General features: G+C 68.2%; 28 protein-coding genes. 12 read left to right on the plus strand and 16 right to left on the minus strand.

From position 1 onward, the window contains the following. Positions 1–167: 167 nt before the first annotated feature. The 4 genes from ACGF4F_RS31155 to ACGF4F_RS31170 form a co-directional block, all read right to left on the minus strand. Positions 168–1,460: an SWIM zinc finger family protein gene (locus tag ACGF4F_RS31155; protein ID WP_393082917.1), complete on the minus strand. Its 1,293-nt coding sequence runs from the start codon at positions 1,458–1,460 to the stop codon at positions 168–170. Beyond that, on the minus strand, positions 1,457–4,243 hold the full coding sequence (locus ACGF4F_RS31160) for an SNF2-related protein (RefSeq protein WP_393082920.1): 2,787 nt from the start codon (positions 4,241–4,243) through the stop codon (positions 1,457–1,459). The genes ACGF4F_RS31155 and ACGF4F_RS31160 overlap by 4 nt, the downstream gene beginning before the upstream one ends. A gap of 316 nt (positions 4,244–4,559) precedes the next feature. Continuing rightward, complete coding sequence (locus ACGF4F_RS31165; RefSeq protein WP_393082923.1) at positions 4,560–5,231, minus strand: CatB-related O-acetyltransferase; 672 nt, start codon at positions 5,229–5,231, stop codon at positions 4,560–4,562. A 369-nt stretch (positions 5,232–5,600) separates the two neighbouring features. Continuing rightward, positions 5,601–6,077 carry a VOC family protein gene (locus ACGF4F_RS31170; RefSeq protein WP_393082926.1) on the minus strand — a complete coding sequence of 159 codons (477 nt, stop codon included), beginning with the start codon at positions 6,075–6,077 and terminating at the stop codon, positions 5,601–5,603. 270 nt (positions 6,078–6,347) lie between these two features. Here ACGF4F_RS31170 and ACGF4F_RS31175 point away from each other — a divergent pair, with 270 nt between their 5' ends. The 3 genes from ACGF4F_RS31175 to ACGF4F_RS31185 all read left to right on the plus strand — a co-directional run bounded on the left by ACGF4F_RS31175 (position 6,348) and on the right by ACGF4F_RS31185 (position 10,299). Further along, positions 6,348–7,118 carry a TetR/AcrR family transcriptional regulator gene (locus ACGF4F_RS31175; RefSeq protein ID WP_393082929.1) on the plus strand — a complete coding sequence of 257 codons (771 nt, stop codon included), beginning with the start codon at positions 6,348–6,350 and terminating at the stop codon, positions 7,116–7,118. 348 nt (positions 7,119–7,466) lie between these two features. Further along, positions 7,467–9,737, plus strand: coding sequence for a hypothetical protein (locus ACGF4F_RS31180; RefSeq protein ID WP_393082932.1), 2,271 nt, complete (start codon positions 7,467–7,469; stop codon positions 9,735–9,737). 91 nt (positions 9,738–9,828) lie between these two features. Further along, complete coding sequence (locus tag ACGF4F_RS31185) at positions 9,829–10,299, plus strand: hypothetical protein (protein WP_393082935.1); 471 nt, start codon at positions 9,829–9,831, stop codon at positions 10,297–10,299. Positions 10,300–10,859: 560 nt separating this feature from the next. Here the strand turns inward: ACGF4F_RS31185 and ACGF4F_RS31190 are convergent. Next, positions 10,860–11,444 (minus strand): TetR/AcrR family transcriptional regulator, encoded by a 585-nt coding sequence (locus ACGF4F_RS31190; protein WP_393082938.1) that lies wholly within the window; start codon positions 11,442–11,444, stop codon positions 10,860–10,862. Between the two features lie 55 nt (positions 11,445–11,499). On the opposite strand from ACGF4F_RS31190, the gene ACGF4F_RS31195 reads away from it, so the two are divergent. Beyond that, complete coding sequence (locus tag ACGF4F_RS31195) at positions 11,500–12,561, plus strand: FAD-dependent oxidoreductase (protein WP_393082941.1); 1,062 nt, start codon at positions 11,500–11,502, stop codon at positions 12,559–12,561. A gap of 50 nt (positions 12,562–12,611) precedes the next feature. Next, on the plus strand, positions 12,612–13,037 hold the full coding sequence (locus tag ACGF4F_RS31200) for a VOC family protein (RefSeq protein WP_393082944.1): 426 nt from the start codon (positions 12,612–12,614) through the stop codon (positions 13,035–13,037). 47 nt (positions 13,038–13,084) lie between these two features. On the opposite strand, the gene ACGF4F_RS31205 is transcribed toward ACGF4F_RS31200, so the two are convergent. Further along, on the minus strand, positions 13,085–13,279 hold the full coding sequence (locus ACGF4F_RS31205; RefSeq protein WP_073838105.1) for a helix-hairpin-helix domain-containing protein: 195 nt from the start codon (positions 13,277–13,279) through the stop codon (positions 13,085–13,087). 140 nt (positions 13,280–13,419) lie between these two features. Between ACGF4F_RS31205 and ACGF4F_RS31210 the strand changes: the two genes are divergently transcribed. Further along, positions 13,420–13,971 (plus strand): SMI1/KNR4 family protein, encoded by a 552-nt coding sequence (locus tag ACGF4F_RS31210; RefSeq protein ID WP_393082948.1) that lies wholly within the window; start codon positions 13,420–13,422, stop codon positions 13,969–13,971. A gap of 212 nt (positions 13,972–14,183) precedes the next feature. Then, complete coding sequence (locus ACGF4F_RS31215) at positions 14,184–14,585, plus strand: hypothetical protein (RefSeq protein ID WP_393082951.1); 402 nt, start codon at positions 14,184–14,186, stop codon at positions 14,583–14,585. Positions 14,586–15,260: 675 nt separating this feature from the next. Here the strand turns inward: ACGF4F_RS31215 and ACGF4F_RS31220 are convergent. The 6 genes from ACGF4F_RS31220 to ACGF4F_RS31245 all read right to left on the minus strand — a co-directional run bounded on the left by ACGF4F_RS31220 (position 15,261) and on the right by ACGF4F_RS31245 (position 19,707). After that, positions 15,261–15,392, minus strand: coding sequence for a hypothetical protein (locus ACGF4F_RS31220; RefSeq protein WP_393082954.1), 132 nt, complete (start codon positions 15,390–15,392; stop codon positions 15,261–15,263). 295 nt (positions 15,393–15,687) lie between these two features. Next, positions 15,688–16,053: a UPF0158 family protein gene (locus ACGF4F_RS31225; RefSeq protein WP_393082957.1), complete on the minus strand. Its 366-nt coding sequence runs from the start codon at positions 16,051–16,053 to the stop codon at positions 15,688–15,690. 234 nt (positions 16,054–16,287) lie between these two features. Further along, entirely contained in the window at positions 16,288–16,701 is a 414-nt protein-coding gene (locus tag ACGF4F_RS31230) for a VOC family protein (RefSeq protein ID WP_393082960.1), read from the minus strand. A 600-nt stretch (positions 16,702–17,301) separates the two neighbouring features. After that, a complete protein-coding gene (locus ACGF4F_RS31235) occupies positions 17,302–17,685 on the minus strand; it encodes a DoxX family protein (RefSeq protein ID WP_393082963.1) in 384 nt (127 codons plus the stop codon). 147 nt (positions 17,686–17,832) lie between these two features. Continuing rightward, positions 17,833–18,759, minus strand: coding sequence for an RNA polymerase sigma factor SigJ (gene sigJ, locus ACGF4F_RS31240; RefSeq protein ID WP_073838108.1), 927 nt, complete (start codon positions 18,757–18,759; stop codon positions 17,833–17,835). 3 nt (positions 18,760–18,762) lie between these two features. After that, positions 18,763–19,707 carry an NAD-dependent epimerase/dehydratase family protein gene (locus tag ACGF4F_RS31245; protein WP_393082967.1) on the minus strand — a complete coding sequence of 315 codons (945 nt, stop codon included), beginning with the start codon at positions 19,705–19,707 and terminating at the stop codon, positions 18,763–18,765. 140 nt (positions 19,708–19,847) lie between these two features. On the opposite strand from ACGF4F_RS31245, the gene ACGF4F_RS31250 reads away from it, so the two are divergent. From ACGF4F_RS31250 to ACGF4F_RS31260, 3 genes are all read left to right on the plus strand, one after another. Next, entirely contained in the window at positions 19,848–20,090 is a 243-nt protein-coding gene (locus tag ACGF4F_RS31250) for a hypothetical protein (protein ID WP_393082970.1), read from the plus strand. 187 nt (positions 20,091–20,277) lie between these two features. After that, positions 20,278–20,640 carry an antibiotic biosynthesis monooxygenase family protein gene (locus ACGF4F_RS31255; RefSeq protein WP_393082973.1) on the plus strand — a complete coding sequence of 121 codons (363 nt, stop codon included), beginning with the start codon at positions 20,278–20,280 and terminating at the stop codon, positions 20,638–20,640. 93 nt (positions 20,641–20,733) lie between these two features. Beyond that, positions 20,734–21,393 (plus strand): DsbA family oxidoreductase, encoded by a 660-nt coding sequence (locus ACGF4F_RS31260; RefSeq protein WP_393082976.1) that lies wholly within the window; start codon positions 20,734–20,736, stop codon positions 21,391–21,393. Here the strand turns inward: ACGF4F_RS31260 and ACGF4F_RS31265 are convergent, their stop codons facing one another. Next, entirely contained in the window at positions 21,394–22,404 is a 1,011-nt protein-coding gene (locus tag ACGF4F_RS31265) for an NmrA/HSCARG family protein (RefSeq protein WP_393082979.1), read from the minus strand. It abuts the gene before it with no gap. A gap of 35 nt (positions 22,405–22,439) precedes the next feature. After that, positions 22,440–23,069: a TetR family transcriptional regulator gene (locus ACGF4F_RS31270; RefSeq protein ID WP_393082982.1), complete on the minus strand. Its 630-nt coding sequence runs from the start codon at positions 23,067–23,069 to the stop codon at positions 22,440–22,442. A 318-nt stretch (positions 23,070–23,387) separates the two neighbouring features. On the opposite strand from ACGF4F_RS31270, the gene ACGF4F_RS31275 reads away from it, so the two are divergent. Next, positions 23,388–23,759, plus strand: a complete 372-nt coding sequence (locus tag ACGF4F_RS31275) for a nucleotidyltransferase domain-containing protein (RefSeq protein ID WP_393082985.1) — start codon at positions 23,388–23,390, stop codon at positions 23,757–23,759. 520 nt (positions 23,760–24,279) lie between these two features. After that, on the plus strand, positions 24,280–25,104 hold the full coding sequence (locus tag ACGF4F_RS31280; protein ID WP_393082988.1) for a MarR family winged helix-turn-helix transcriptional regulator: 825 nt from the start codon (positions 24,280–24,282) through the stop codon (positions 25,102–25,104). Between the two features lie 161 nt (positions 25,105–25,265). Here ACGF4F_RS31280 and ACGF4F_RS31285 read toward each other — a convergent pair whose 3' ends face one another. Together ACGF4F_RS31285 and ACGF4F_RS31290 are read right to left on the minus strand one after the other, a co-directional pair. Then, a complete protein-coding gene (locus ACGF4F_RS31285) occupies positions 25,266–25,703 on the minus strand; it encodes a hypothetical protein (RefSeq protein WP_393082991.1) in 438 nt (145 codons plus the stop codon). 118 nt (positions 25,704–25,821) lie between these two features. Next, positions 25,822–26,682 carry a hypothetical protein gene (locus tag ACGF4F_RS31290; protein WP_393082994.1) on the minus strand — a complete coding sequence of 287 codons (861 nt, stop codon included), beginning with the start codon at positions 26,680–26,682 and terminating at the stop codon, positions 25,822–25,824. Between the last annotated feature and the right edge of the window lie 161 nt (positions 26,683–26,843).

Below are 26,843 nucleotides of genomic sequence, written 5' to 3' on the forward strand. Positions count from 1 at the left end.
TGAGCGAGGCTGACCGGCTGGAGCTCCTGCTGTGCAATCGCCCACCACGTCAAGAATGTGCCGGGCCGCAAAGCCGACGCCTCCGACGCGGTGTGGCTGGCCGAACTCTGCGAGGTGGGACTGCTGCGCGGCCGACCGGCGCGGCGCTGGAAAGCTCAGTCCGCGGTTCAGTCGTTCAGGACGTTGAGCAGCGCGTCGGCTGGGCTGGGGCTGGGCGGCCCTGCGGGCCACCACTGCCCGCAGCGGCGGCGGAACGGGTACCAGCGGCCATCGCGGCCATAGCGGACCTGCACATCGCGCCCGACGGTCCAGCGGTTGCGCCAGTTCTTGAGCTCCGGTGCGGCGCCGCTGCCCTCCCACGCCTCGCGGAGCGCGTCGGTGGCCCGGGAGACGAGGTCCTTCGGCGGGCTGAAGACCGCGTCGAGGGCGTCCACGCCGGCGCTGCCGGCGTACTCCCACGCCTTGATTGCCCGGGGTAGCTCGCCGGCTCGGCCGCTGGCTTCCTCGAGCCGCTTCGCGGCCGGCGAGTGCGGCATCTGCGAGGCGAGCCGCACGGCGTCCTGCCAGGCGTCGTGCTCGGGGGCGAGCACCTCTGCGGGGGTGGCGACCAGCAGGCGCCTGGCACGGGACGCAGCGTCCGCGGCGAGCATCCCCAACGCCTCGGCGTCGATGCCCGGCGCATCGTGCGGGGCCAGCAGGGGCGCGAGCGGCATCGCCTCGCCGTGCACCGGCGCTGGCGGCCCGGGCAGCGATGCCGGGGCGGTGGCGTACGCCCCCTCGGCCCAGGTGCCTGTGCCGTCCTCTTTCTCGGCGGTGATCGCCCGGCCGGTGTTGCGCGAGCGCAGTTCCTCGACCAGCTCCGGCTCCGCCCGTCCACGCATCAGCAGCAGCACGAACGGGTCCCGGTCCAGCAGCCAGGACGCCTGGTAGGACAGGGCGGCGGCGTGCCGGCAGGGGTGATCCCAGGACGGGCAGTCGCACTCCGGCTCCAGGTCGCCGTAGCCGGGCAGTAGCCGCACTCCGGCGTCGTCGGCGGTGTTCACCAGGTCCTGCGGCATGTCCCGGTCGAGCAGAGCGGCGATGTGCCCTGCCTTGGCGGCCACCCTGTCCAGCAGGCGGTCCCATTCGGCGTCGGGGAGGGTCCCGATGCGTACCACCGTGTCGTGCGGGGTGTACTGGTCGCCGTCGTGGACCGGCGCGGAGATCCGGCCCGGACTCACCGTGATCGACCCGACCTGCCCGGCGAAAGCGTATCGCCGGCCCTTCTTGAGCTGCTGCGGGTCTAGCGCCGTACACTCCATCGACTCGATCCAGGAGTTGCCCCACCAGGTGTCGGCGAACTTCCTGCCGATCCGCTTGCCCGGGCCGAACGCCGGGAAGGTGCGGGCCCGCCCGTCGTGCTCGGCCGGTTCGGCGTCGCCGTTCAGTTCGTCGTCGAAGTCGAAGTCCACGTCCCTCATCCCTCATTGGGCAGCTGCACGAGCCGCAGCAGCTCGGCGTCGGACAGTTCGGTCAGGGCGGTCTCACCGCCGGTGAGCACCGCGTCGGCCAGTTCCCGCTTGGAGTCCAACAGTGCGGCGATCCGGTCCTCCAGGGTGTCCTGGGCGATGAGCCGGTGCACCTGCACCGGTTTGGTCTGCCCGATCCGGTAGGCGCGGTCGGTGGCTTGTTCCTCCACTGCGGGATTCCACCAGCGGTCGTAGTGGATGACGTGGTCGGCGCGGGTCAGGTTGAGACCGGTGCCGGCCGCCTTCAGTGAGAGCAGGAACACGGGTACCGTTCCGGCTTGGAACTGGCGCACCATCTCCTCACGTCGGGGCACCGGTGTGCCGCCGTGCAGCAGCTGCGCTGGCACACCTCGCTCGGCGAGGTGTCGTTGCAGCAGTCGGGCCATCTGTACGTACTGGGTGAAGACCAGGGCGGCGCCGTCCTCGGCGAGGATGGTCTCCAGTAGGTCGTCGAGGAGCTGCAGCTTCTCGGAGCGTCCGGGAAGCTTGCCGTGCGGCTGTTTGAGATAGTGCGCCGGGTGGTTGCATACCTGCTTGAGGCCGACGAGCAGTTTCAGCACCTGGCCACGGCGGGTGATGCTGGTCGTGCTGGATCGGATTTCGGCCATCACCTCGTCGACGACCCGGCGGTACAGCATCGTCTGCTCGCTGGTGAGCGAGACCAGGTGGTCGGTCACGGTCTTGGGCGGCAGCTCTGGGGCGATGTCGGGGTCGGATTTTCGCCGCCGCACGAGGAAGGGTCGGAGCAGGCGGGACAGCCGCTCGACGTTGGTCGTGTCACGGTCCACCTCGATCGGTCGGGCCCAGCGGGCCCGGAACGTGTCGACCTTGTCCAGCAGGCCGGGGGTGGTCCAGTCGAGGATGGCCCACAGCTCGGAGAGGTTGTTCTCCACCGGCGTGCCGGTGAGCGCGACGCGAGCCTGGGCGGGGATCTGACGCAGCGCCTTCGCGGTGCCGCTGAGCCGGTTCTTCACGTTCTGCGCCTCGTCCGCGACGAGCATTCCCCATGGCCGCCCGCTCAGCGCCGAGGCGTCCAGCCGCATGGTGCCGTAGCTGGTCAGTACGAAACCGCCGGCGAGGCCGTCGAGGGAGCGGGCGGTGCCGTGGAATCGGCGGACCGGTACGCCGGGGGCGAACCGGCGGATTTCTCGTTCCCAGTTGCCGAGCACCGATGCGGGACAGATGACCAGGGTTGGTCCGGCGTGAACCGGGTCGGCCTGGCGGCGCAGGTGCAGTGAGATGACGGTGACGGTCTTGCCCAGCCCCATGTCGTCGGCGAGGCAGCCCCCGAAGCCGAGTGAGGTCATCCGTTCCAGCCAGCGCAGTCCGCGCAGCTGGTAGTCGCGGAGAGTGCCGTGCAGTTCGGCGGGGGGCGTCAGCCGCTCCGGGCCGCTCTCCGGCTCGGCGATCCGATCGCGTAGGGCGCCCAGCCAGCCGTCGGCCACCACCTCGACCCGCTCGTCGTCCACCTGTGTGCTGCCGATCAGCGTCGCGGCCAGCGCGTCGTACGCCTTCAGTGGTGGCAGCTGCCGTTCCCGGGCCTTGCGGGCCAGTTCCGGTGCGACCGCCACCCACTGTTCGCGCAGGCGGATGATGGGCCGCGAGGTGGCGACCATGTCCATCTCCGGGGCGGTCAGCGGCTCGCCGGCCAGGGTGAGCTGCCAGCTTTGCGCCATCGGGGCGGCGGAGCGGAAGAAGTGGGCCACCTGCGGCGGCTGCTCGGGCGGCGATCCGATCAGGACCCGGGCGTGGAGGTCGCGGGACAGCTGCGGTGGCCACTGGACGTCAACGCCAGCCGCCGCGAGCCGCGCCTCGGCCCCACCGAGCAGGTCGACCAGGTCCTCGTCGAGCAGCTCCAGCTCGACCGGGGCGGCCTCGTCGAGGAGCCGCTGCAGCGGTTGCCATGTTGCGGCGGCCCGACGCACCGCGAGCATCGCCTCGAAGGTGGCCCGCTCTCCGAGACCGTGCTCATCACCTTCCCACAGCGCCGCCGCGTCGCTGACCAACGTCGGGTCGGCGAGGCTGCGCATGCGGACCACCGCGGTGAGACCTGTGGTCTCGAGGTTGCCCCGGCCCTCCAGCCGCAGCGCCACCCGCAGACCGGTGTCCACCCCCGCGGAGACCTCCCGCGCCCATTCGCGCAGGTCCGTCACGGGCTCGGGGTTAAGACCGGTGAACCGGGCGTCACCGGTCAGCCATGCAGCCGCCGGCGTCCGGGGCAGGGTGTCGGCCACCGCGTCCAGGAATGCCCGCACCAGCCCCTGCGCCTCGGGCAGCACAAGCTGCTCGGCGAAGGGATCGATCGGCACGGCACGGGCCTCAGGGGGCATCGCGGCGGCGAGCGCGCGGATGCGCTCCACATCGGAGACGTCGAACGGGCCGACCCGCCAGCTGTCGTATCCGTTCGGGGAGACGCCGGGCAGCAGCCGACCGCGGGCGACCAGGTGCAGGCCGGTGACCGCCACCGCCGACCAGAACGCGGCGGCGGGCGTGACGTCCTCGTCGCGCAACGCTGCGAGGTGGCGGACGGCGTCGCCGACCGGCACGGCACAGACCGGCACCTGCCACGCGGCCACCGGGCCGTCGAGGGGCAGGGCGAGGTCCAGCTTCCGGTATTCGCCGAGCTCGTCGCACTCGTCCGGCACTGCTGCGCCGGCGGGGTCGTAGAAGCTGACCGTGCCGGTGCGGGGTGGGTCGCCCGACTCGAAGACGACCGCGAACCGCCCGAGTCGCAACCTGTACCTCCTGTTTGTCGACGTGGACGCAGCCGCTCTGCGATGCCGCGACACACTTACGTACGGCGTGCCGTGCGTTCGAATCATGTAGCCGGGGACTGAGGACACCGAGCCGCACGCCGGCCGGTACGGCTGCGGAACAGCTCACCGGGCCGGTCGCCGACCCGGGGCGAGATACCGTCTGCACGATTTCCCCGCCGGGCACCCGGCGGCCGATGCGGCCACCGCCGGCCTGGTGAACCACAGCGCGCCGTCCGGGCCGGTGGTGGCCGCGTCCGGCCCGCCGCCACCGGTCGAGCACTCCCCGACGCCGTCGTCACAGGTTCTTCTCCAGACCGTTCTCGGCGGCGATGCGGGCGATGTCGGCGGGAGCGCCGGCCATGAGGACGCGGGTGTGCTCGGTGACCAGGTCGATGGGCCAGTCCCACCACGCGGCCCGCAGCAGCCGCTGAACGTCGGTGTCGTCGAAGCGCTGGCGGATCGGGCGGGCGGGGTTGCCGCCGACGATCGTGTACGGCGCGACGTCGGCGGTGACCACGGCGTTTGCGGCGATGATCGCGCCGTCGCCGATGCGCACGCCCGGCATGACGAGTGCGCCGTAGCCGAACCAGACGTCGTTGCCGACGATGGTGTCGCCGCGGCTGGGCATGCTGGTGACGATATCGAGGGTCTTTTCCGTCCACGTGCCGCCGAACATGGTGAACGGGAAGGTGGACACGCCCATTGTCGGATGGGCGGCGCCTGCCATGAGGAACCTGGTGCCCGAGGCGATCGCGCAGTACCGGCCGATGATCAGCCGCTCCGGCCCGTAGGCGTAGAGCACGTTGCGGTGCTCGAACTCTGTGGCGTGCTCGGGGTCGTCGTAGTAGGTGTACTCGCCGATCTCTATGGCCGGCGAGGTGACCAGCGGTCGGAGGAAGACCACGCGTGGATGCGCGGCCAGCGGATGGACGGTGGTCGGATCAGGGACCGTCGGATCGGGGTTCACGGTGATGTCCTTTCACGTCGCAGTGGTATGTCGCTGCGGTCGTACGGGGCCTGTCCCGCAGCCCTGAGGATCTCGAGCACGCCGGTGATGGAGACCAGAAGTCTGGCTTGCGGGAGCCAGGGGCGGCACCGTGACCAGTTCCTCCTGCATGCCGACGAAGTGGGTGGCGCCGGTGGTCACGAACATCGCTGCGAGGCTGCGCCGCGGCCGGTCGCGGGCGCGGTTCCCCTGGTCGCCGAGCGGTGGCCCGCCAGACGACCAGGGCGACGACGACCAGGATCAACAGCGGGTTCCATGCGATGCCTCCCTGTCTCTCGAGCGTCGCAGGCGGTGCCGCCATCACGACGGCACCGCCACTGCGCCGAAGGATCAGCCGGCGTGCTGTGGATCGGGCTGCGAGACCCACTGCACGAGCTGGTAGATCACACCGTTGGGATCGGCCATCTGGAAGTAGCGCTCCCCCCACGGCTCGGTCTCGATCGGGGTGACGATCTCGACCTCCTCCTGCTGCAGCCGCGCGTAGTCGGCGTCGATGTCTTCGACGGTGAACACGACCAGCAGCCCATCGGCGCGGCCGGCAGCCGACGTCGGCTTGAACGTCGGCAGCCCGGTGCGCAGGTAGATGAGGTTGAACCCCGCCTGGGGGTGGGTCAGGGAGCAGAACCCGTCGGCAGCCATCACTTCGGTGAACCCGAGATGCTGCTGCACCCAGGAGGCGGAGGCCTGGACGTCGGGGACGTTGAGCGAGATGGCGGACTCGGTGATGCGCATGTGGTGGGCTCCTGTCGACTCGGTGGACCCTGCGGCGGCCGGGGTGGTGGCGCGGGTGGTCGTGGTGCGGGTCATCGACGGCCCCCTCGTCCGGGTTGACGCCGTTGGTGGGTGCTCCGGCGGGTGACCTGCGGCTGAGGGACGCCCGCGGGGCGGCTGTTCGGGCCGGTGGGCACGGGTCCGGTGGTCGGTGCCGGACGTGGCCTGAGCACCTCCGAGGTGGCGGGACGGGGCGTGGCCGATGAACGGTTGCGCAAGCAGGTCTCCTGTCGTGGTAAGCGATCGGGTTACATTATACATCGTACACCGTACGCCGTACAAGGAAGGTGTGGCAGAATCGCTCCCGTGACCCAGAACAGCACCGGATCAGGCGAGCCCAGCCGCACCCTCGCCCTGCTGTGGGGGGAGCCCTCCGAGACGGCACGGCGCAAGGGGCCAGCCCGGTCGCTGACCATCACGCAGGTCGTCGACGCCGCGCTCGCGCTTGCCGACGAGCAGGGCCTGGCCGCGGTCACCATTCGCGCGGTGGCCGAGCGGGTCGGGGTCTCGGCGATGTCGGTCTACACCTACGTGCCCGGCAAGCCCGAGTTGCTCGACCTGATGGTGGACGCCCGTTACGCACGGATGACCCGTGCTCCGTGGGCCGGGCAACCGTGGCGCGAGCGGCTCACCACGGTGGCCGAGGGCAACCGGGACCTGCTCACCGCCCACCCCTGGCTCACCGAGGTCGCCGCCCTGAGCCGCCCCCCGCTCGGACCGGGCGTGATGGCCAAATACGAGCACGAGCTCGCCGCATTCGACGACACCGGGCTCTCCGACGTCGACATCGACGCCGCCCTGACCTACCTGCTCGGGTTCGTGCAGTCGCACTGCCGATCGGCCCACGACGCCGTCCGGGCCACGACCGACACCGCGATGAGCGACGCCGACTGGTGGGCCGCCAACCAACCCGTCCTCGCCCGAGCCCTCGACCCCAACGTCTATCCCCGCGCCGTCCGCATCGGCTCCGCCGCCGGCGAAGCGCAGGGCAGCGCGTGGCACGCCGGCCGCGCCTGGGCCTTCGGCCTCGCACGCACCCTCGACGGCCTCGCCGCCCTCATCGACGACGCCAGCTGAGGCGGACACGCTTCCTCGCACGCCGGGGCGACCGTGCGCCGGACGGGAGGGCATCGGCCTGCAATGCGACGCGCAGGAATGCAACAAGATCAGCCGATCGCGTGCGTTGATTCCATAGTGGATGCATGGCGCCGACTCGAGACAAACCCTTGCCGGTTTTGGAACAACTCTTCGAAGCGCCAGTGGGAGTCGATCATTCCCGCACACCTGTCCATTTTCGACCAGTAGTTCCTGTGGGCACTTTGGACAATTACTTTTGTGAATATGCTTGCCGGGTTCTTGGTTGGTTACGTATCGACGGAGGTGCCGGTGAGACACAGAAGACGATGGCGGTCAAGACTTGCCGCGGTGGTTGCGGCTCTGGTTGCCGCGCAGGTGGCGCTCGTTGCCGCCCCGGCGTCGGCAGGGTCGGGCCGCCTGTGGGAGGTGGAGGTCGCGAAGATTCCCACCGCCAAGTACACGCGTGACGCGAAGGTTTACGTCACCGAGGCCACGCAGGCGTTGCGCCCGTATGTCGGTGGCGGGTTGGGTGACAGCCGGATCGACACGGTGTTGGCGGATGTCGGCAGCCGGTACTTCGATGGCGCCCGCTTGAAGAGCCTCGCTGATGGCGCGATCGCGTTCGACAATCTGAAGCACCTTGAGGCGTTCCTCAAGGGCCGACTGAACGGTGCCAGCCCGCCCAACGGGGAGGCCGAGCAGGCCCACGTGGCCGCCGTGGTGGAGACCCTCACCGGTGTGCGGTTGCTGGCGGACGCGGCGATCCAGGACGCTGAGGCGACGATCGGCCCGTTCCGGGCCAGCCCGCCGCCCGCGCCCGCCCCGGCGGGGCTGGCCGAGGCGTTCGCGGACCTGGATGCGGCCAAGGTCAACCTGGCCAAGGCCGACGACATGCTGGTCAAGGCCAACCCGGAGCCGGCAACCATTCAGGCCGGAAACGCGTGGTCGAACGGCTTCAACGTGCTCACGCGGCTCGGCATCACCTACACCGGTGACCACGACAACGACGGCGTCATCGACGTAGTGGAGTTGCGGTTCGGCTCCAGCCCGCTGCTGGTCGACTCCGACGGCGACGGACTGACCGACAAGTTCGAGATCACCGAACTGGCGGGCTGGACCCGACCCAACGCGGTCGACACCGACCAGGACTCGATCGCCGACGGCGCCGAGGACATCGACGGCGACGGACTCACCAACCTTCAGGAACAAGACCTCGGCACGTCACCCACCAACCCGGACACCGACGGCGACGGAGCCACTGACGGCGCCGAGGTGGCCCAGGGCAGCAACCCGCTCGTGGCCGACCAGCCACGCGCCCCGCCAACGCCCGGCGACGTCCCGCCGATCGACCCCACCCCCACCGACACCGACACCGACGGCGACGGCCTGCCAGACCTCGTGGAGGAGGACGGCCTCACCGACCCCGCCAACGTCGACACCGACGGCGACGGGCTCTCGGACTACACCGAGGACGACCTCTCGATCAACGCGCGTTCTCAGGACAGCGACGGAGACGGTCTACGCGACGACTACGAGGTCGCCAACGCTGAGTCCCAGGGCCTCGACCCCGGCCGCTTCGACGAGCAGATCAGCAAGTGGACGTATGTCAGCGACTTCCTGCTCGGCATGTTCGCCGGCGACTTCGCCGAAAAGGACTCGATGGCATGGCTCGCCGGCAACCTGTGTAGCGGCGGGCTGAGCGTCATCCCGGTCGTCGGCTGGATCCTCGGCGGGCTCGCCGACATCCGCGACACCATTGCCGCGCTCATCCACGGGGAGTGGGTCAGCGCGGGGCTCAGCATCCTCGGCGTCGTCCCCTACGCCGGCGATGCGATCGCTATCCCGGCCAAGGTCGCGAAGTTCGTCCTCAAGTACACCCACCGCCTCATGCCGGCGGCCCGGTTCGTCGCAAAGTACGACAAGATCCCCGACACGGTCAAGGAGCTCACCTACGAGCTCATCATGCCGGAGGTCTGGGCAGCCCTCGTCGAACCGGAAGGCCTGGCACCAGCGGCCAGCGGCAGAATCAGTAAGAAAAACTTCAACAGGCTGCTCAGCGGCGAACGCACCGACCTCAAGAAGCTGCACTTCGCGATGCAGGCGGTGGGCACCAACGGACAAAAGCTGCACCTCCCCGGTCCCGACGTCAGATGGGCCAGGGGCAGTACCGACGGCCAGAACATCTTCGTCGACGAAATCATGGGATTCCGTGATGACCGCACTCGCGGCCAGCCCCAACTGTGGCTGATGCAAGCCGGCGCGCCAGGGCAGTTCGAGCCCAGCGGCCGGTCGATGGACTACGGCGAGTTCTCCCCCGACGGCTGGACCCTCCACGAGGTCAAGACCGGGATCCCCACTGAAGACGACAGAAAGAACCTGATTCAGTGCAATGAGGACGCCTGGTACGCCGACCCGGCCAACCAGGCCAAGGTCCTGCAAGACAATGAGCGCAACTTTCAGTTCCGGAGAAATGAGCTCGGGGACAGGGCGGTCAAGGGGAAGCACTGGCACTTCATGCCACACGGAAAGTACAACTCACTTGGCATATCGGACGCCGTGCTCGATTGCCTGCAAAAGAACAACATCCCCTTCACGATCCACTTCCCGATAGGCGACTAGCCAAGTAGGCCGGGGGCCGGGTCGCCTGCCCGGCCCCCGGCGCACCATGAAGGAACATGAAGCCATGACATCTGAACTACCCCCGTACGCGGTGCCCGACATCGAGTCCGAGGAACCCAGCGGTAACCCGAGCTACGTCCTCTACCGCGTCGACCGACTCGCCGGGTTCCCCCCGGTCGCCGCGGCCATCGGCGGCGCCCCGAGCGTCATGTCGGCGATCTGCTCGGACGACAGCTTGATGCGGGAGATGTTCTCCCAGACCCCAGACACAGTCTGCAAGCAGCTCTGGGTCGGTACTGACGACGGGCTGCACTGGGAGTTGAGCTTCGGCGACGGCGTGAAGTTCATCGTCGATGCCGGGGATGAGCCCGTAGATCTCCTCAGGGATGCTCTCGAGGTGCAGCCCTGCGTCGTCTCCGCCGAACGCTATTGCGATGAAAACTTCAGGGTCGAAACGGCCCGGGTGCTACGGGCCGACGAGATGGCGGCCTACTTCATCGACACGGTCGTCACCGCCCACCGTGAGTTCGCCCGCCGGCAACGCATCGACCTGCCGTACTGAAGTTCGCCACCACCACAAAGCCGGGCGGCCCCGCTCATGAGGCTATCCGGCCTGAAATCCGTGACGGCCGGCAGGTGCGTCCCCCGCCGGCCGTCCGGACTGCTATCTAGGGGCCGCGCACTTACCTACGATCCGTGGACCAGCTTCGGGTCGGGTTAGCGAGTGAACCGCCCTCGGGCTAGGGCCTGTGTCAGGGCTTGAGCTGGCTTGAGGGTCTTCGCGTGTCGGAGATCGAAAATGGGCGAGGTCTCCGGTAGATGGTTCAGCGACCAAAGCAGAACCTGAAACCGGAGACCTCGTGGACACCCTAGCGGTGACGACGCGGTTCGACCTGATTGACGTGCAGTGGGCGGTGTCGGAGCCGTTGCTGGCGGCGCCGAAGCGGCCGGGTCGACCATCGGGAGTAGTTCGGCGGGGTCGAGCCGACCTGCGGTGTGCTGACCGTGTACCTGCCGAGAAGGGCATCCGTGCAGGTCGTGAGCCCTCTTGACCTCCAGGCCCGACCTTGGTCTACAACTAACTTGATCTTGAGCGTTGCACATCCGTGGATACCCGGCTGATCATGCCGACAGCCCCTGGTCGATCACCTTCTTCCCGACCACTGCGCGTACCAGCTTGGTGATTTGCTGGGTCGGTTCCGCCGCCGGGTCCGGGAATGTCAGGCGGTGCAGCATGATCCCGTCGAGCTGGTCGAGGATCAGCCGGGAGTCTGCGTGCGGGTCGGCCGAGCCCAGGTCGCGCAGCCACTGCGCTGCCCAATCCCGGATCGCCTCGGCGGTCTCGGCGAGCTTCTGGCGCAGCGTCGGCCGGAGCGCAGCCTCCACGAACAAGCTGTACCGTGCCAGCGTCGTCGCCCGTTCTTCGCCGGTGGCCCGGTGTACGAACGCGGCGAGCGCGCTGGCGAGCTCATCCGGCGTGTTGGGGCGCACCAGGCCGGCGATCGTTTCCCATACGGCCTGTTCGCGCATGGCGAAGCGGTCGACAACGGCCTCGACGAGCGCGTCGCGGGTCTTGAAGTAGTTCGAAGTGGAGCCGGCTGGCAGCCCGGCCGCAGCATCGACGGCGCGGTGCGTGAGGTGGCGGACGCCCTGGCCGCCGAGGATCGCGATGGCGGCGTCGAGCAGTTGCTCTTGACGGGTCGGCATGCTACGGGACACTACATCAGTAGTCTGTGGACTACATCTGTAGTACGTTGAGGACATGAAGGGAACCGTGGCGATCATCGGAGGTGGCATCGGCGGGCTCGCCGCCGCCGTCGCGTTGGACCAGCGTGGCTGGCGCCCCACCGTGTACGAGCGAGAGCCCGACCTGTCGGGTGCCGGCACCGCGCTGGGGATCTGGCCCGCGGCGCTGCGCGCGCTGGACACAATCGGCCTCGGTGACCGGGTCCGTACACTGGGCCAGCCCCAGCGTGCCGGCACGTTTCAGCGGCTCGACGGTGGGCGCATCGCCGCCATCGACGTCGCCAAGCTTGAGCGGCGCACCGGCGACCCGGTCATCCTGCTGTCCCGGCCGGCGCTGCTTGCCCTGTTGTGCGAGGCGGTCGATCCGTCGGTGCTGCGGTTCGCCACACCGGTACGCGACCTCGATCCGCTGCGCCGGGAGCATGACCTCGTCGTCGCGGCGGACGGGATCTTCAGCCGGGTCAGGGTGGGACTGTTCGGCGCCGGCTGGCGCGCGCGGTACACGGGAAGCACTGCGTGGCGTGGCTGGCTCGACGGCATGGCGACCGAGGCGTTCACCGAAACCTGGGGGGCGGGTGCGAAGTTCGGCGTGACGCCACAGGAGGGCGACCGGACGAACTGGTACGCCACCACCACGGCACCGGAGGGTGCGTTCTCGCCCGGAGCCGAGCTCGCCGAGCTGCGTTCCCGTTTCGGGGACTGGGCGGCCCCGGTAGGGCCGGTTCTCGACGCGATCCGTGAGGACGGCATCCTGCGCCACGATCTGTACGCGGTGCCGCGCCTGGCGTCTTTCGTGCGGCACAACGTCGCGCTGATCGGCGACGCGGCGCACGGCATGCCACCTGATCTGGGCCGGGGCGCCTGCGAGGCGCTCATCGACGCCGTCGCACTCGCCGAGGCGTTGGAACGGGCACCGACCGTCGCGGACGGGCTTCAGCGGTACGACCGGCAGCGTCGCCGTACTGTGCAACGGCTGGCGAGCATCGCCGGCGCGGCGGCCGGACTGACCCGCCTGCGGCCACTGTGGCTGCGAGACGCGCTGTTGCGGGCCGCCATGCTCGGCGGCCCGCCGAGTTAGGACGCCTCTCTCGTGCGCGGTTCGTTGGCCGCGTCCTGGAATGTTCAGCCATGATGCAGGCGCAGGAGTTCTACCACTCGGTGTTCGGCGGCGAGATCACGGTCATCACCTACGGCGACTTCGGGATGCCGAAGGACCTGCCCGACGCCAGCAAGGTCGTCTGGGGCCAGGTCGCGGCCGAGGACGGCTTCCGCGTCATGGCCTACGACGTGCCCAGCCAGGCCAGAGCCGGCATCGCGCCGGCGCCCTCCACGCGACGCGAGAACGGCATGACACTGACCGGCGAGCCGTTCTTCCTGTCCGTCCGCGGCGAGACCGTCGAAGAGGTCAGCGCACTGTGGAAAAAGCTGGCCGAGGGCGCCACCGTCGTCGAGGCGTACGGCCCGGCGCAGTGGGCACCCGCGTTCGGGATGCTGACCGACCGCTTCGGCATCACCTGGATCCTCGACGTCGCCGCCCAGTACGCCAACGCCTGACCCTCGCCCACTGGCAACGGGACTTGGCGCGTCGCGTCAGGCCGACGTCAGCTCAGCCGCAGATTGTGCTGTTCGAGGGCGGCCTCGATGATGTCCAATGCTTTCGGCCCCATGCCGTGCAACCTGGCAAGCTCTGCGCGTGGCACACCCGCGAGCTGGCGTAGCGCGGTGTAGCCGGCGGCGTTCAGCGCCCGCGTCGCTGGCGCGCCGATCTTCGGCAACGTGTCAAGGGACGAATTCACCGCTCGATGCTAGACCGTTATCCCACGCCCGATGCACCTGTCGCGTCAGGCGGGGATGCCTGATCATGACGACCGTGTGACCCCGCGATCGGCTTGATGTCTCGGCCGGATATGGTGTCGGACCGACTGCAGGGAGCACGATGGTCGGCGAGCCTGTTCAGCGCACCTTTCCGGACCTTGACCCGGACACATTCTGGGACGACAACGAGTACGCGCTTGGCGCCTACGTCGACGTACCTCCGTCGCCCGCGTTGATTGATTCGGTGGAGGCAGAACTGGGCTACCGGCTGCCGGCGTCGTACGTGACGCTGATGCGGTCGCATAACGGCGGGATACCGCACAACACGTGCTGCCCAGCGCCGAGTCGGACCACGTGGGCCGAAACTCACGTCGCCGTGGACGGCATCATGGGGATCGGACGGGAGAAGCGCTACTCGCTGGCAGGCGAAGCCGGCAGCCGGTTCTGGATCGAGGAATGGGGCTACCCAGCAATCGGCGTGTACTTCGCCACGTGCCCATCCGCCGGGCACGACATGATCGCGTTCGACTACCGGGACAGCGGTCCTGATGGCGAGCCGCGAGTAGTCCATGTAGACCAGGAGTGGGACTATCGGATAACAGTGCTGACACCGAACTTCGTGTCCTTTGTGCAGGCCATGCAGCCCGAGAGCGAGTACGACGACGAGGTTTGAGACTCCTGCCCGGCGCACATGCCCGTCAATGCGCCGACGCTGCACCGCGATCCAGGTCGATATCCGGACATCGGCTATGTCCGAACGTTGTCGCACCAGTACGCGCCTGGGTCGACGGATACTGGACGCGCCAGCGCCGCCGCGCACTGCCTGCGGCAGATCCGGATGACGACTCGATCTATTGACTGCTCGCCGATGGGAGGATCGATGGTGTGATCGAACTGCCTGAGGGATCTTGGTGGGATTGGGACGTTCTGCACTTCGACGGCTCGCAGCTTCGGTTGGCCGCAGGCCACGACCTGACCTACCACCACGGTCTTGAGGTGGCCTTCACAGACGTCGTATACCTGGCCTGCCCGACCCAGTTCCGGGATCCTCGGTTCCGGGAACCCACCCTCGACGAGCGCGCACTGGTGCGTCGGCACGTAGGTGAAGAACCACCAGTGATCACTGCCTTCGACATCGACGCACCGGCCGAGGATGATCTTCTTACCTGTCTCGTCGCAGCAGGGTCGGTTGAGGTGGTACCCGGCCTGGTCTACCGCTACTGGCGTGACAACCTCGCCGCTGGAGAACGACTGGCCCCGCACGTGGGGCCGCCAGAGCAATCGTAAGGTTCGCACCCCGCCGGAGCCGCAGCTGCTGCTGACGGCGACGCCCGCCGCAGCGGAGAGCGCGCACGATCGGCGGCCAGATGAGTGCGTCCGTGATGCACGGTTGGAAATGCCAAGTTCAGAGATGTCCTGGCAGACAAGCCTCCGCCTGGCTGACCACGAGTTCCCGAATCAGGAGTAACTCTGCAGCCGTGCTCCTACCCGAGCGGCCTTCAACCTCATGCCACCGGTCTAGGCAGGAGATCACGTATCTCCATTGCGCACCTGTCAGCGACACTGTCACCTCTTGATCGTCGTGAGGCCAGTTGGTGGGGCTTGTTGTTTCAGGAGTCCAACCAGAGGTCTGGCGCCAACCTTCTCGAAGAATCTGGACTCCGGCATCTACGAGATCGTGCGGGTCACCATTCTCGGCCTCGACGTTAACCACGTTGTCGAGGACGCGGTCGACCCTCCGCCACTGCCGAGCGGGCATCCGGACTGCGCAGGTGCTCGGCTCATCTGACTGATGGGGCATGCGCAGCATGGTGACCGACGGACGTCTGGTGGTCAACAACTCCCGCCGTTCGGTCTCGGCACTGCGATGACCTGTCCGCGGCAGATCCGTGCGTTCCGACCTGAGCGCGGCAGGCCCTGCCAGCGGTCCCCAAAGCACTGGTCAACTGAGCACCGGGCTGTTCATCGGTAGAGCGGCTGGTCCTGGGTGGGGTCGGCGGGGACCACGTCGAGGCGCGGGTCGGTGGTGAGTTGGGTGATCAGTGCCCGGGTCCCGCCGATCCCGGCCCAGTGCGGATCGATGTCCTTGGCCACGCACCAGGCGTGATCAGCGGGCCAGGCGAATGCCGGCTCGGCGTTGCTGAGACGACGCTGGCCCGGCCACCCCGCAGCGGTGTCCCATGTGCCGACGTCGGCTAACGGCCCTCGAAACAACCAGTACGCACGGCTCGATGCGCGTGGTTTCCGGGTTCACCGACTGGTTCGAGCGCACTACTTTCGGCAAGACCGAGCGTCGTCTTGATCGACTGGCTGTGACGCTACGTAACACGCGGTCAGCGGCAGATGCGTGCGTTCGTCGTACAGGAAGTCGCGCGGCGCAGGCGCCAACTCAGGGAAGGTCGGGATCTGGGTGCTCGGCCCCGAAACGCTCGCCCGTTTCGTCGTCGACCAGCGAGTTGTCGACCAGCCATTCAACCGCCCGCCGCTTTGCGCGCAGGCCGCGGAAGGCGTACCACGCGGGCCGTAGGTGCGGATACTCCTCATGCAACTCGTTCTTGAACCGCCGGAAGGCGCCCTTGCCCTGGATCGCTCGCGCGAGTCTGCGGCCGGCCACCGCATCACTGATCCTCTCGGCAAAGTCGGCCATGTCCTGGCACCAGACGTAGGACAGCAGCGGATCAATACCGACCAAGTCGACGGCGTCAAGGTCGATGGGCGTGTGCCCGTCGATGCCGCCATCCATCGTCCAGAACATGATCTCGCCGGTTTGCGGGTTGATCAGCCATCGGTGCTCGTAGTCGGTCTGGTCCTCGAGCCCCTAAACCCGCTTCTGTCCGCGCTTCGGCCCGCGACCAGCGGCATGAGCGAGCATGCCGACCGCTGACCGGGTCCGCGTCACCTGGCTGCAGCGGGGGTCTGGTCACGGTTACCGGCTCGGTGGGCTCGGCGTCGGGCGTAGCCGAGCAGGAGAGGGCGGACGCCCTGTCTGTCAGTCGTCGGCTTCGAGGGCAAAGGTATTGCCGTCTGGGTCCTGGAACCACGCGATACGTCCACCGCCGGCCCGAGCGGTGATGCCCTTGGCATCGTGTTCGAACTGGTCATAGCGGATGAACTCGACGCCGGACGAGACGAGTTCGTCAACGATCTGGTCGATGTCGTCGACGTACCATGTCGCCAGTGTCGCCGGGGTCTTTCCGGCAGTGACCGCCTGGTACACATTCAGTGCTGGCGCGCCACCCGAACCATAAACGCGGCTGCCGTCGGCGATGTTGGCGCTGGGGCCGGACTGCAGCGCCTGGAGGCCCAGTTTGCCTTCATAGAACGCGACCGCCCGCTGTATGTCGGACACGGCGATTGACGTTCTGACGTGATACGCGCTCAACGGCATGAACCACTGTCCCACGCGTGAGCGGGTGGGCCGGGCTGGCCAAGGCGCTTCTCGAAGGCCCTGTCGAGTCCGTGGGACCATCCGCACTTCGGCGTTCCGAACATCGACCGGCACGGCAGGCAGGCCACAAGGCGTGACGGCGCCGGCAGGGGCAGCGCGCACGGAAGGCGGCGGATCAGTGCACTGCTGGATACGTCCTGGGGATCGAAGTCCGACCCGAGTACGGACATCCTTGTGCCTACGATCTGGCGTGGGTCCTTGTTGGATGACTGGTCCTGGCCGTTCCGACAGGCTGGGTGAGCCCGACGCACGCTGGGGCGCGCCGTGCGCCGCACCGGCAGTGGCCAAGTCAGGGTGAGGCCTCCGTTCAGCGGTAGCGCGTACCACCGGCTGGCGAACTCATCCAGACGGGCAAGGATGCTTTCCACCAGCGGTGACTCGAGCAAGCCGGGCTGCACCCGTGACGTCCAATCCGGTAGCGCAGAACGGCGGCCGGCCCGGACCTCCCACAACGGCTGACAGAGGGAGGCAAGGGTCTCGGAGCGGCTCACGTCGGCGTGGGCCCCCTCGCCCGAGTCGAGGGGGCAATTCGGTGTGGCCGGACGCCGCGCCCGGTCAGCTGGTGAAGGACTCGGGGCCGAAGCGGCCCCACGCTACGAAGGCGGCCAGGGCGAGATAGGCCAGGTTCACCACGATCACCTTCGTCTCGTGGCGGCGGAGGTGCGTGATCATCGCACCGGCCATCATCAACGCCAGACCGACAGCGGCCAGCGGCACAAGAATCGGCGCGATGCCGATGGCGGCGGGCAGGACTAGGCCCACCGCGGCCAGGGCCTCGAGGGCTCCGATGGCCTTGACGGCACCGGTGCTGAAGTCCTCGACCCATCCCCCGCTGGGGGCGGCGGCCAGCTTCTGCTTGGGCTGGGTCAGCTTGATGGCGCCGCCGGCGAGGAAGGCAGCGGACAGCAGTGCGGCGATGATCCACAGAGCCAGGTTCATGGGGTTTCTCCTTGCGGGGTTGGAGGGGGCTCCGGTCTTGAAGCCGGAGTGGCGATCGGATCCGTGTGAGGGGCATCGCCGGGTCCGGTGATGAGCCGTCATGCGGCACGTCCGTCTCGGGGTCGTGGCGCCGGCGTCATCAATGGTTCAGGTGTCGCTGCCGGATCGGCGGGCTGCGCGGATCTGAGCACCGAGGTCGCTGACCGAGTCGAGGTGGCGCAGCTTGTCGGGGTTGACGATGGAGTGGATCGCCTGGATCTCACCGTCGGCGATGTCGAGTCCCAGCACACCGAAGAGCCGGTCCTGCGAGTCGAACATCATGGCGCCGGGCAGGCCGTTGACCTCGGCGATCTGGATGCGCACGCCACCGTGCGGTGCCACCACGGACATCGCGGTCACCAGGTGCCGTGCCACACGATTCCGGCCGTTGACCGGCCGCGCCAGCGCGGGGACCTTCCCGCCACCATCGCCGTGCAGAACCACGTCCTGGGCCAGCAGTGCCTCCAACGCCCGCAGGTCGCCCTGCTCGGCGGCGGCGAAGAAGCGCTGGGCCAGCTCTTCTCGCTGCTGCCGAGATGCGTGGTACCGCGGCCGACGCTCTTGGACGTGGGCACGAGCCTTCGCCACCAGGTGTCGGGTGCTGTCGACGTCGGTGCCGATGATGTCGGCGACCTCGGCGTACGGATAGTCGAATACCTCGCGCAGCAGGAACGCGGCCCGCTGCCGCGGCGAAAGGGTCTCCAGGAGGACGAGGAACGCCAGCGACAGCGAATCAGCGGTCTCCGCGTGGTCCGCGGGTGACGGACCAGTGACCAACGGCTCGGGCAGCCACTCCCCGACATACCGCTCCCGCCGCGCCCGGGCCGAGCGGAGCTGATCGATGGACAGCCGGGTGACCAGCGTGGCGATGTACGCCCGCGGCGAGCTGATCGCCTCGTCGCGCCGCAGGGTCTGATGCGTCCGCAAGAACGCCTCCTGCACCACGTCTTCGGCCTCGCTCACGCTGCCGAGCATCTGATACGCGATGGCAAACGCCCGCGGGCGCAGCTCGCCGTAGAGATCAGCGGATGACACCGGTCAGCCCAGCCCCTCGATGAAACCCTTGCGCCAGCTCGGGTATTGCAGCGTCCAGCCCAGTTCGCGTTTGGCCTTCTCGCTGGAGATCCCGCGAGCCTGGGTCATCAGGTTCACCGGCGCCTCGCCGGCCAGCAAGCGGACAAGCCACGCCGGGAAGTGGCGGGGAGGTTTGGCACCGAGCGCGCGGGCAAGGTAAGGCAGCCATTCACGGACCGGTGCCGGATCGTCGTCAGCGACGTGGTAGATACCGCGCCTGCCGTGTTCGATGGCCGAGACCGTGGCCGACGCGGCATCGGCGATGTGCACTAGCGACCACACCCCAGCACCGCTGCCGACGATCGGGAACTTCCGCGCGCGGATCTGCACGGCCATGACGGCATCCTGTGCGGCCTCGATTCCGGTCCCCGGACCATAAAAACAACCGTAGCGAAGCGCGATGCCCTCGGCCCAGGTAATACCGGTCACCGCGGTCTCCACGTGGCGCAGTGCGGCCACGGCCTCCTCGGCATCAGCGGGCGGGTTCGGCTCGATCCGGCCGTCTTCCTCAGCGACCGGCCCGTCGGTGCGTTCCATCCACATCGCGTTGCTCTGCGCTACGAACTTGCGCACCCCGACGGCACGCGCTGCGGCCAGCAGGTGGTCAGTGCCCTTGGTGCGCAGCCGGTTGGTGGCGGCCGCCATCTGCTTGGCGTGCCGAAAGTCCGCCGGTCCACTCAGCGCGGTCAGCTGATGCACGATCACCTCCGGCTCGGCCTTGGCCACGGCATCGGCCACCGACTCGGGGTCGAGCGCGTCGACGATGACCGGTTCGACGCCCAGCGCGCGCAAAGTGCCGGTCTTGGCGGCCGAGCGGGTGGTGCCGACGACCTCGTGGCCGCGTGCCACGAGCTGGGTAGCCAGGTGGCTGCCGATCGCGCCCGACGCTCCGGCGATGAAGATCTTCATGACGTCTCCGTTCGTTCGTGCTCACCAACAGAGACGAGACGGCCCCGCACCCCATGAACGGCTGTTACCCAGGTCACACGGCGCGCTAGCCACCACCAAAGGGAACCAGCCTGGCTGGCCGACGGGCAAGGTCAGCCGTCATGGCCGCATCATGGGCCGTGCGGAAGCAGGTGGAAGCCGAGCGCGGCGAGGCGACGCCAGAGGCGGCAGCCACGGTCTGGCTCCTGAAGCCCAGCGCCGGTGAGGAGCTGGGCCTGTCGCGGGTACTCGCTGAGCCCCGCCACGACGAGCTGCGCCAGCAGTGGCGCGACTACCGCGACGAGATGACCCGATGGCCACCTCTTCGGGCAAGTCACAGCCCGGACCGCCGACAACAAGCCTAAAACAAACTTCGCCGCAACCCCTTGACTAGAGGGGAACCAGATCCGCGCACCTGATCTTGGTGAGGCGCGACCCAAGCGGCGCAACCTGCCTCTGACAGTGGTGCCGCAACACCCCACCCTTGATCTCAACTTTGGTTGAGGTTGCAGGATGGCAACAGGCCTGACCCGCATGTTGAGGAGTATGTACGTGAGTACGGATACCAGCTTCTACTCGATCATCGACTACACGGTTGACGGCCTCGGTACCCAACAGGAGTTGGTAGCGGTTTTCGCGGAGATCCAGGAGCGCTGGGTGCGCTTTTATCCTGGCTACCAGTCGGCCCGCTTCCATGTAAGCACCGACGGCACCCGGGTGTACAACATCGTGCGTTGGGCCAGCGAGGCGGACTACCGCAACTTTGTGGAGACCTCAGACACCGAAGGCCGGATGGCCGCCATCCGTAAGGCCCTGGAGGGCCTGTCCGGCAAGGCCGAGCCGCGCATGAGTGGCGTTCCCACCTACACCGTCGTCCGCGAGGTTGGTCCGGGACCACAGCGTCTCGACGCCTAACCGAATGGACCACACCCGGTGTCTGCCTCGGCTGGGGAACACGGGCCGAGGCAGACACCGGGTGGCCGATAGCCACCTCACCGAAGGACGTTCATGAGAGTAGAGGTCTACGCCGATGTGCTCTGCCCGTGGTGCTATATCGGCAAGAGACGCCTGACCGCCGCGCTGGAGCACGTCACCGAGCGGGACAAGGTACAGATCATCTGGCGCAGTTTCGAACTGGCACCTGATGAAGGCCGGACCCCCGGCCTCACCGCCGCGGAGGCCATGACGGGTTGGTGGGGGGATCAGGCGCCGACTCGGATAGCCAGAATTGAGGCTCTGGGCGCTGCGGAAGGCCTGACGATCAACCTGCATCGGGCCCGACCGGTCAACACCTTCGACGCGCACCGACTGTGCCACCTCGCCGCTGACCGAGGCCGAGCCGACCAGATGATGGAGCAACTGCTGCGCGCCTACCACACCGACGGGCTCAACGTCGCCGACCCGCAGGTCCTGCAACGCCTCGGCGGCGAGGCAGGGCTCGCTGACGCCGAGGTCCGCGCTGTCCTAACCAGCGACGACTACGCCGAAGACGTCCGAGCCGACCGGCGTCGCGCGGCCGAACACGGCGTCACCGGCGTCCCCTCGTTGGTGATCAATGGCGGGCGCCCAGTGTCGGCCATCCAGCTCCCCACTCAGCTTCGTCGACTACTGGAGACTGACCGCCCTGTGCGGGGCGCCAGGCCAGACTTCAGTGGTTCATCGAGATAATCACCTGCACTGACATCGGCTACGTGCCCGCCCACGTGGCCGCTCTGGTCCGTGGCTGCCCGCTACGCGGAGTGATCGCTGCGGTCGAGCCCGCGCGCTCGATCGGCGGCAGACGTGGGCGCGCACGCTGGCCGGCTTGTCAGCTGTCGAGCAGGCGGCTCCAGTCGACGGTTTTGGCCCACTCGGCGAACGTGTGCCACCGCACGGCCGGGTACTGCTCCCGCAGCCTGTGATGTCGAGGAAGTAGGTGTTGTCCTCGAAGCGCTGGAACATGTTCGCGACCTCGTCGCCGGCCCAGCGGCGTACCTGGTCGACGGGCAGCTGCTGGTAGGGAATGTCGCGGCCGAGGACGTCGCTGAGTGCTGCCGCGGCCTGTTTGCCGGTGACGCTGTCCGAGGCTAGGTCGATCCGTTTGCCGACGAACTGGTCGGGGTTCTCCAGGGCATGTACGGCCATGCCCGCGATGTCCAGGACCGTCACTTGGTCCAGGTTCTTGTCCGGCGACAGGGGCATCGCCAAGACACCCTCACGGAGACGGTTGAACGCGACGTTGAGGGTGTTCTCCATGAAATACGTCGGGCCGAGCACCGTCGCTGGCAGGTCCCGGTCCCGCAGGTACGCCTCGACCAGCTGCTTACTGCTGGCGTGCGCGACGTTGCTGTTGACGATGCGATCTGCGCCTCGCACGGAGGAGTACAGCAAGTGGACACCGAGCTGCGCGGCAACGTCGATGAGTAACCGTCCCTGGGCGACTTCCTGCTCCTTGCCACCGGCTCCGAAAGGCACCGACAGGCCAAACACGGCGTCCGCGGCTGCGGCCGCCTTGGTCAGCGCGGTGGCATCGGCAAGATCGCCGGGGGCAAGACGGGCGCCCTTTGCCGATAGGCCCCGCGCGGCCGGCGACTCGGGCGAACGGACGTAGGCGATCACTTCGTGACCGCGCTCGAGCAGCAGGTCTGCGACGGCTCCACCCTGTCTGCCGGTGGCACCGGTGACAAGAACCGTAACCATGACAACATACCTCCCAGCACGAATGAGCGAGTGGTCTACTGTGGAGCCAGCAGGGCGGCGAGCTGCTCTCGACACCGCTGCCTGTACTCCGCTGAATGCGGCTTGACGCCGAGGATGGCTTCCACAAACTGCGGCAACGCCACCGGCGCGAAGGCAAGAACGTGCGACAGCAAAAGGATGAACTCGGCCTCCACCACGTCGGTCAGCTCGCCGGCGGCCTGGCGCCGGCGGATCGACGCGATCGCCTCGGCCGTGCCAGCCTTCTGCTCCCGGTGGCCGGGCGCGCCCGCGTCAGGGCTGTCACCGAGGCTGCGCCAGATCACCAGGCGAGACCAGTCGGCGTTGTCGAGGGTGTCGTCGAGGTAACCGGCGAACGACTCGTCGAAGGACCGGCCCGCCGGCGTCAGTGACGCCTGGCGTTCCCGCCAGCGGCGGCGCAACTCGTCGAGGACCCCCTGCTTACCGCCGAAGTAGTAGGAGATCAGCTGCTGATTCACCCCGGCCCGCGCGGCGATGCCGGCCGTCCGCGCCCCCGCGTACCCCTTGGCGCCGAACTCCTCTAACGCCGCCTGCAGTACCCGCTCCCGGGTCTGGTCCGCGGCCTTGCCTCGCTCCTCCGGCTTGGCTGCGCGCCGGGGTCGACGTGCTTGCTGATCTGCTTCCACGCGAGGACCGTAAGCCGTCAACCATCTGCATGACAATCGTCATGCAGATGGTTGAGACGCGGCCCACGTGAGTTGAGACGCCACACGGGTGACGGCCATGCTCCCGCGCTCAGCCCTGGCCATCGTCGACCTCTCGCAGTTAACTGCCGCTGAACGGGGACACATGTCGGCGCACGCTCATCGACAGTTCCGCGCGTTCGCTGTCTGCGGCATGGCCGAGCCGCCGACGGTAGAGCCGTCACATCTGGTAGCGATCGGATCGCGACCGATGAGGACGCCGACGCTGAGCCGGACGTCGATCCCAGATACGTTCGGCCGATGGAAGACGAGTTGCCCAGCGGCGGTATCGAGGTGCAGTCTGGCAACGTAGCGGCACTCGAAGCCCGCTGGGCCGACTGCTGGAAGCCGCGCGATGTCGCACGCCGCTTGGACGGGATATCCGCGCCTTGGTATGTAGCGGCAGGCTGGGCGCTGGACCTGTTCCGCGGTGAGCAGACCCGCGAGCACCACGACATCGAGATCGCTGTGCCGGTCGGGCGGTTCCCAGAGATCCGCGAGCGTTTCGCCGAGTTCACGTGCGACGCAGTTGGCGCCGCTCGGATCTGGGAATCGGACGGCGACGCCACAGGTGCTGACTGCCACTCGGCAGACGTGGCTGCGCGAGCCAGAGACGGGACGTTACCTGCTTGACGTCTTCCGTGAGCCGCACGACGGCGATGTGTGGATCTGCCGGAGAGACGAAACGATCAGGCTGCCCTCTGCCGAAATCATCCGGCACACCTCGGACCGGATCCCGTACCTGATCCCTGAGCTCGTTCTTCTCTTCAAGGCCAAGCACGTACGCCCAAAGGATCAGGCGGACTTCAACGCCGTTCTCCCGCTGCTGACTCATACCCAACGCGAGACGCTGTCCGGGCTGCTGAAGCAGGTGCATCCGGGACATGCCTGGCTGGCGGCCCTGCAGCCCGGGCCCCACGGTGCGCCCCGGCAACAGCGACCCAGAACGGCCTCTGCCCCCATTCCAGCAGATCGCCGCAGGAGCGGCACCGGCAAGCATCACGAAGGGGTAGCGCGCGAACCGCGGCCATGAGAGTGAGGCTGATCTTGGCTGGATTGATGTCGGCCGGAGTTGTCGTATCCGGGCCGCGTTGTTCGTAGCTAGTGTGAGCGGCCGCCCACGACGGCGCGGTCACGACCAAAGGAGCGACCGATGCAGCACCCACCGGCCAAGATCCACCGCATGTTCGAGCTCGTCGAGCCGATCGCCACCGTCACCTTCTCCGAGGTGCCGAACGCGGCGTTCCTGGCCTTGGGTATGCGCAACTACTGGGACGGGTACTTCGCGGGCCGGGCCGCGCCGCTGGGCCTGGCGCCGGCCGAGGTGGTGCACGCGGTCTTCTACAACTTCGCCGACGGCGAGGTGGCGCGCCACATCCCGTGGGTCTGGGGGAAGACCACCCCGCAGGAGGCGATCGCCGTGCGCGAGCGGGGCAGCGCCGCAGCGCTGCGGCAGAGGATCGGGCAGCTCGCCGACACCCCCGGTCTGGTGCGGGCCGCCGGCCTGGCCACCCGGGCAGCGGTCAGCGCGCCGACCGAGGGCCGCGCGCTGTACGCCGGGCTGCGGGCGCTCGACGTGCCCGAGGAGCCGGTGGCCAGGCTCTGGCACGCGGCGACGCTGCTGCGGGAGCACCGCGGGGACGGCCACAACGCCGCCCTCCTCGCCCACGGCATCGGCGGCACCGAGGCCCACGTCCTGCTCGCCCTCTCCCTCGGCATGAGGGCGGAGGAGTTCGGCCGGACCCACCACCTGCCCAAGGCACAGCTGGCCGGTGTCGTCGACGGGTTGCGCCGCCGTGGCCTCGTGGACGCCGCCGGCGGGTTCACCGACGCCGGCCGGGAGACCAAGGAGCGGATCGAGGCCCTCACGGACGAACTGGCGGCGCCGGCGTATGACGTGCTCACCGCCGACGAGCTCGACGAGCTGATCGCGGGGCTCGAGCCGATCGCCGCCGCGGCACAGGAAGTCGACGCCTGAGCGGACGCGTCAGGCGACGGCCACGAGATCAGACGGTTGCTGCGCGCGGTCACTCGCGTGCGCTGTCCGGTAGCGAGCACACTGCGGCAGAAGAGTACGTCCGCGGGACGCCTGGTCGACGCGTCAGGCAAAGGCTGATTGAGCAGCGGGATCTGCTCGGATTACAACTCTGGCGGATATTGGATTGGATGAACCCCCAGCCGTTTGAGGATCTGGTTGGCCCGCTTGAGGTACTCACGAACGGCTTGGTCGAAGGCACCTGCGGGCAGCGACCAAGCGCTGTTCTGCGGCTCGCCCAGTCGGCCCAATGCGGGAGGGATCGCCTCCATCCAGCCGAACAGGCCGCGTCGTTTCATTCGCTGTCGGTACAGCGCCCGGCCAGCCTCGGTGAGCCAGTATCGGTCGGTTTCGACATCCGCCCCGGTCAGGCCCACGGCTAGCAGCCGGGGCACTGCGCGCGTGAACTCGGCTTCGGTCAGGATGGCGTGGTTGATGCGGTCGGCCTTCTCGATGATCTCGCTCAGCCGGTAACCATCGTCCGGGCCTATGCCTCCGATCGAAGAGAAGACCCAGGCATCTGAGTCTGACCACGTGGCCATGCTGTCAGAGTAGGAGATAGCCGTCGCCCTCGATGGCTCACCGCGCGACCAGCGGCATGACCGGATGTTCGTGTTCTCCACGGCCGTCCGGCCATGAAAATCATCAGATCACCGAGGATCACGCGGTGATCGTCAGTGGAACCGGTAGGCCCTGCTGCACCTCGAGGACCGCCCGCTCGCCCAGCGATTGAGCCAGATCGACGGTGGTGGTACGTCGCGCGCCCATGTCCGGGCATGTTTCGCCGGCCGCGTGGGGGTGCTCGATGACGATGACGACGACCGCATTGGCCGACTCGATGGCCTCCGCACTGTAGTCGGCGCCGCACGGCTTGTTTCCCGGGCTCGGCGCACCGGTGAAGGTGACGGTCAGCTGGCGGCTGTTCGTGGTCGTGGTCGCCGACTCGATCGCCAGGCCGGCGGGTGCGTTGTAGGGATCCCACGACGGCGGCGTGACCTTGACCGTGGCCGAACTGGCGACCGCCACCCGGGTCACCCGTGCCGCCGTTCCCTTCAGCGTGTACTCCCAAGCCGGCACGGTCGCCGGGCCGTGTGTGGTCTGGATCCGCGCCGTGGTCAAGCGCGCACCGGTGACCTCCAGCGGTACGCACTCGGGGCAGCCCCCGGCACCCGCCACTGCCAGTTGCTTGAGTGCTTCGTCGGCGGAGAGCAAGGGAACTTCCTGGGCCGCACCGCTCTCCCACACCACCTGTCCGGTCGGTTGCCGGAGGGCGGGCAACGCGTTGGCGGCGAGGACCCGGCCGGACATCAACGCTTGTTTGTTGTCCCCATTAGTGGGTTCCCAGTCGCCGACCTGACCGGTCAGGTCCCCCACCGGAACGAAGCGCTGCGAGCCGCCAGCATCGAGGACTGCCTTGTCGTACCGGGCCAGAGCGTCACGCGCCTGCTGGCGCTGCCTGTCCAGCCCTTCCCCACCCGGCCCGCTCCAACCCGTGTCACAGCCAGCGAGCACGGCCACCACCGCGATCCCAAGCATCCAACGCCGCCGAGCCATCCCCGCTCACCTCCATGACCCTCTATCCAAAGAGTCCCACGAGGGTCCAGAAAGAGAGACGGCTCGACACCGAATCGAGATTCGGCACCGCCTTCGTGAGCGCCATCGCCGTGGCCCCGGCCGGGTGC

Origin of the sequence: Micromonospora sp. NPDC047740 (assembly GCF_043204735.1) — a bacterium.
Taxonomy (GTDB): domain Bacteria; phylum Actinomycetota; class Actinomycetes; order Mycobacteriales; family Micromonosporaceae; genus Micromonospora.

What these genes read in the sequence shown, in the direction of transcription:
- ACGF4F_RS31265 (WP_393082979.1), bottom strand. Translation starts at nt 22,404, where the DNA reads ATGGTTACGGTTCTTGTCACCGGTGCCACCGGCAGACAGGGTGGAGCC.
- ACGF4F_RS31195 (WP_393082941.1), top strand. Translation starts at nt 11,500, where the DNA reads ATGAAGGGAACCGTGGCGATCATCGGAGGTGGCATCGGCGGGCTCGCC.
- ACGF4F_RS31210 (WP_393082948.1), top strand. Translation starts at nt 13,420, where the DNA reads ATGGTCGGCGAGCCTGTTCAGCGCACCTTTCCGGACCTTGACCCGGAC.
- ACGF4F_RS31170 (WP_393082926.1), bottom strand. Translation starts at nt 6,077, where the DNA reads ATGACCCGCACCACGACCACCCGCGCCACCACCCCGGCCGCCGCAGGG.
- ACGF4F_RS31260 (WP_393082976.1), top strand. Translation starts at nt 20,734, where the DNA reads ATGAGAGTAGAGGTCTACGCCGATGTGCTCTGCCCGTGGTGCTATATC.
- ACGF4F_RS31285 (WP_393082991.1), bottom strand. Translation starts at nt 25,703, where the DNA reads ATGGCCACGTGGTCAGACTCAGATGCCTGGGTCTTCTCTTCGATCGGA.
- ACGF4F_RS31235 (WP_393082963.1), bottom strand. Translation starts at nt 17,685, where the DNA reads ATGAACCTGGCTCTGTGGATCATCGCCGCACTGCTGTCCGCTGCCTTC.
- ACGF4F_RS31225 (WP_393082957.1), bottom strand. Translation starts at nt 16,053, where the DNA reads ATGTTCTGGACGATGGATGGCGGCATCGACGGGCACACGCCCATCGAC.
- ACGF4F_RS31250 (WP_393082970.1), top strand. Translation starts at nt 19,848, where the DNA reads ATGGCCGCATCATGGGCCGTGCGGAAGCAGGTGGAAGCCGAGCGCGGC.
- ACGF4F_RS31155 (WP_393082917.1), bottom strand. Translation starts at nt 1,460, where the DNA reads ATGAGGGACGTGGACTTCGACTTCGACGACGAACTGAACGGCGACGCC.
- ACGF4F_RS31275 (WP_393082985.1), top strand. Translation starts at nt 23,388, where the DNA reads ATGGAAGACGAGTTGCCCAGCGGCGGTATCGAGGTGCAGTCTGGCAAC.
- ACGF4F_RS31190 (WP_393082938.1), bottom strand. Translation starts at nt 11,444, where the DNA reads ATGCCGACCCGTCAAGAGCAACTGCTCGACGCCGCCATCGCGATCCTC.
- ACGF4F_RS31245 (WP_393082967.1), bottom strand. Translation starts at nt 19,707, where the DNA reads ATGAAGATCTTCATCGCCGGAGCGTCGGGCGCGATCGGCAGCCACCTG.
- ACGF4F_RS31200 (WP_393082944.1), top strand. Translation starts at nt 12,612, where the DNA reads ATGATGCAGGCGCAGGAGTTCTACCACTCGGTGTTCGGCGGCGAGATC.
- ACGF4F_RS31280 (WP_393082988.1), top strand. Translation starts at nt 24,280, where the DNA reads ATGCAGCACCCACCGGCCAAGATCCACCGCATGTTCGAGCTCGTCGAG.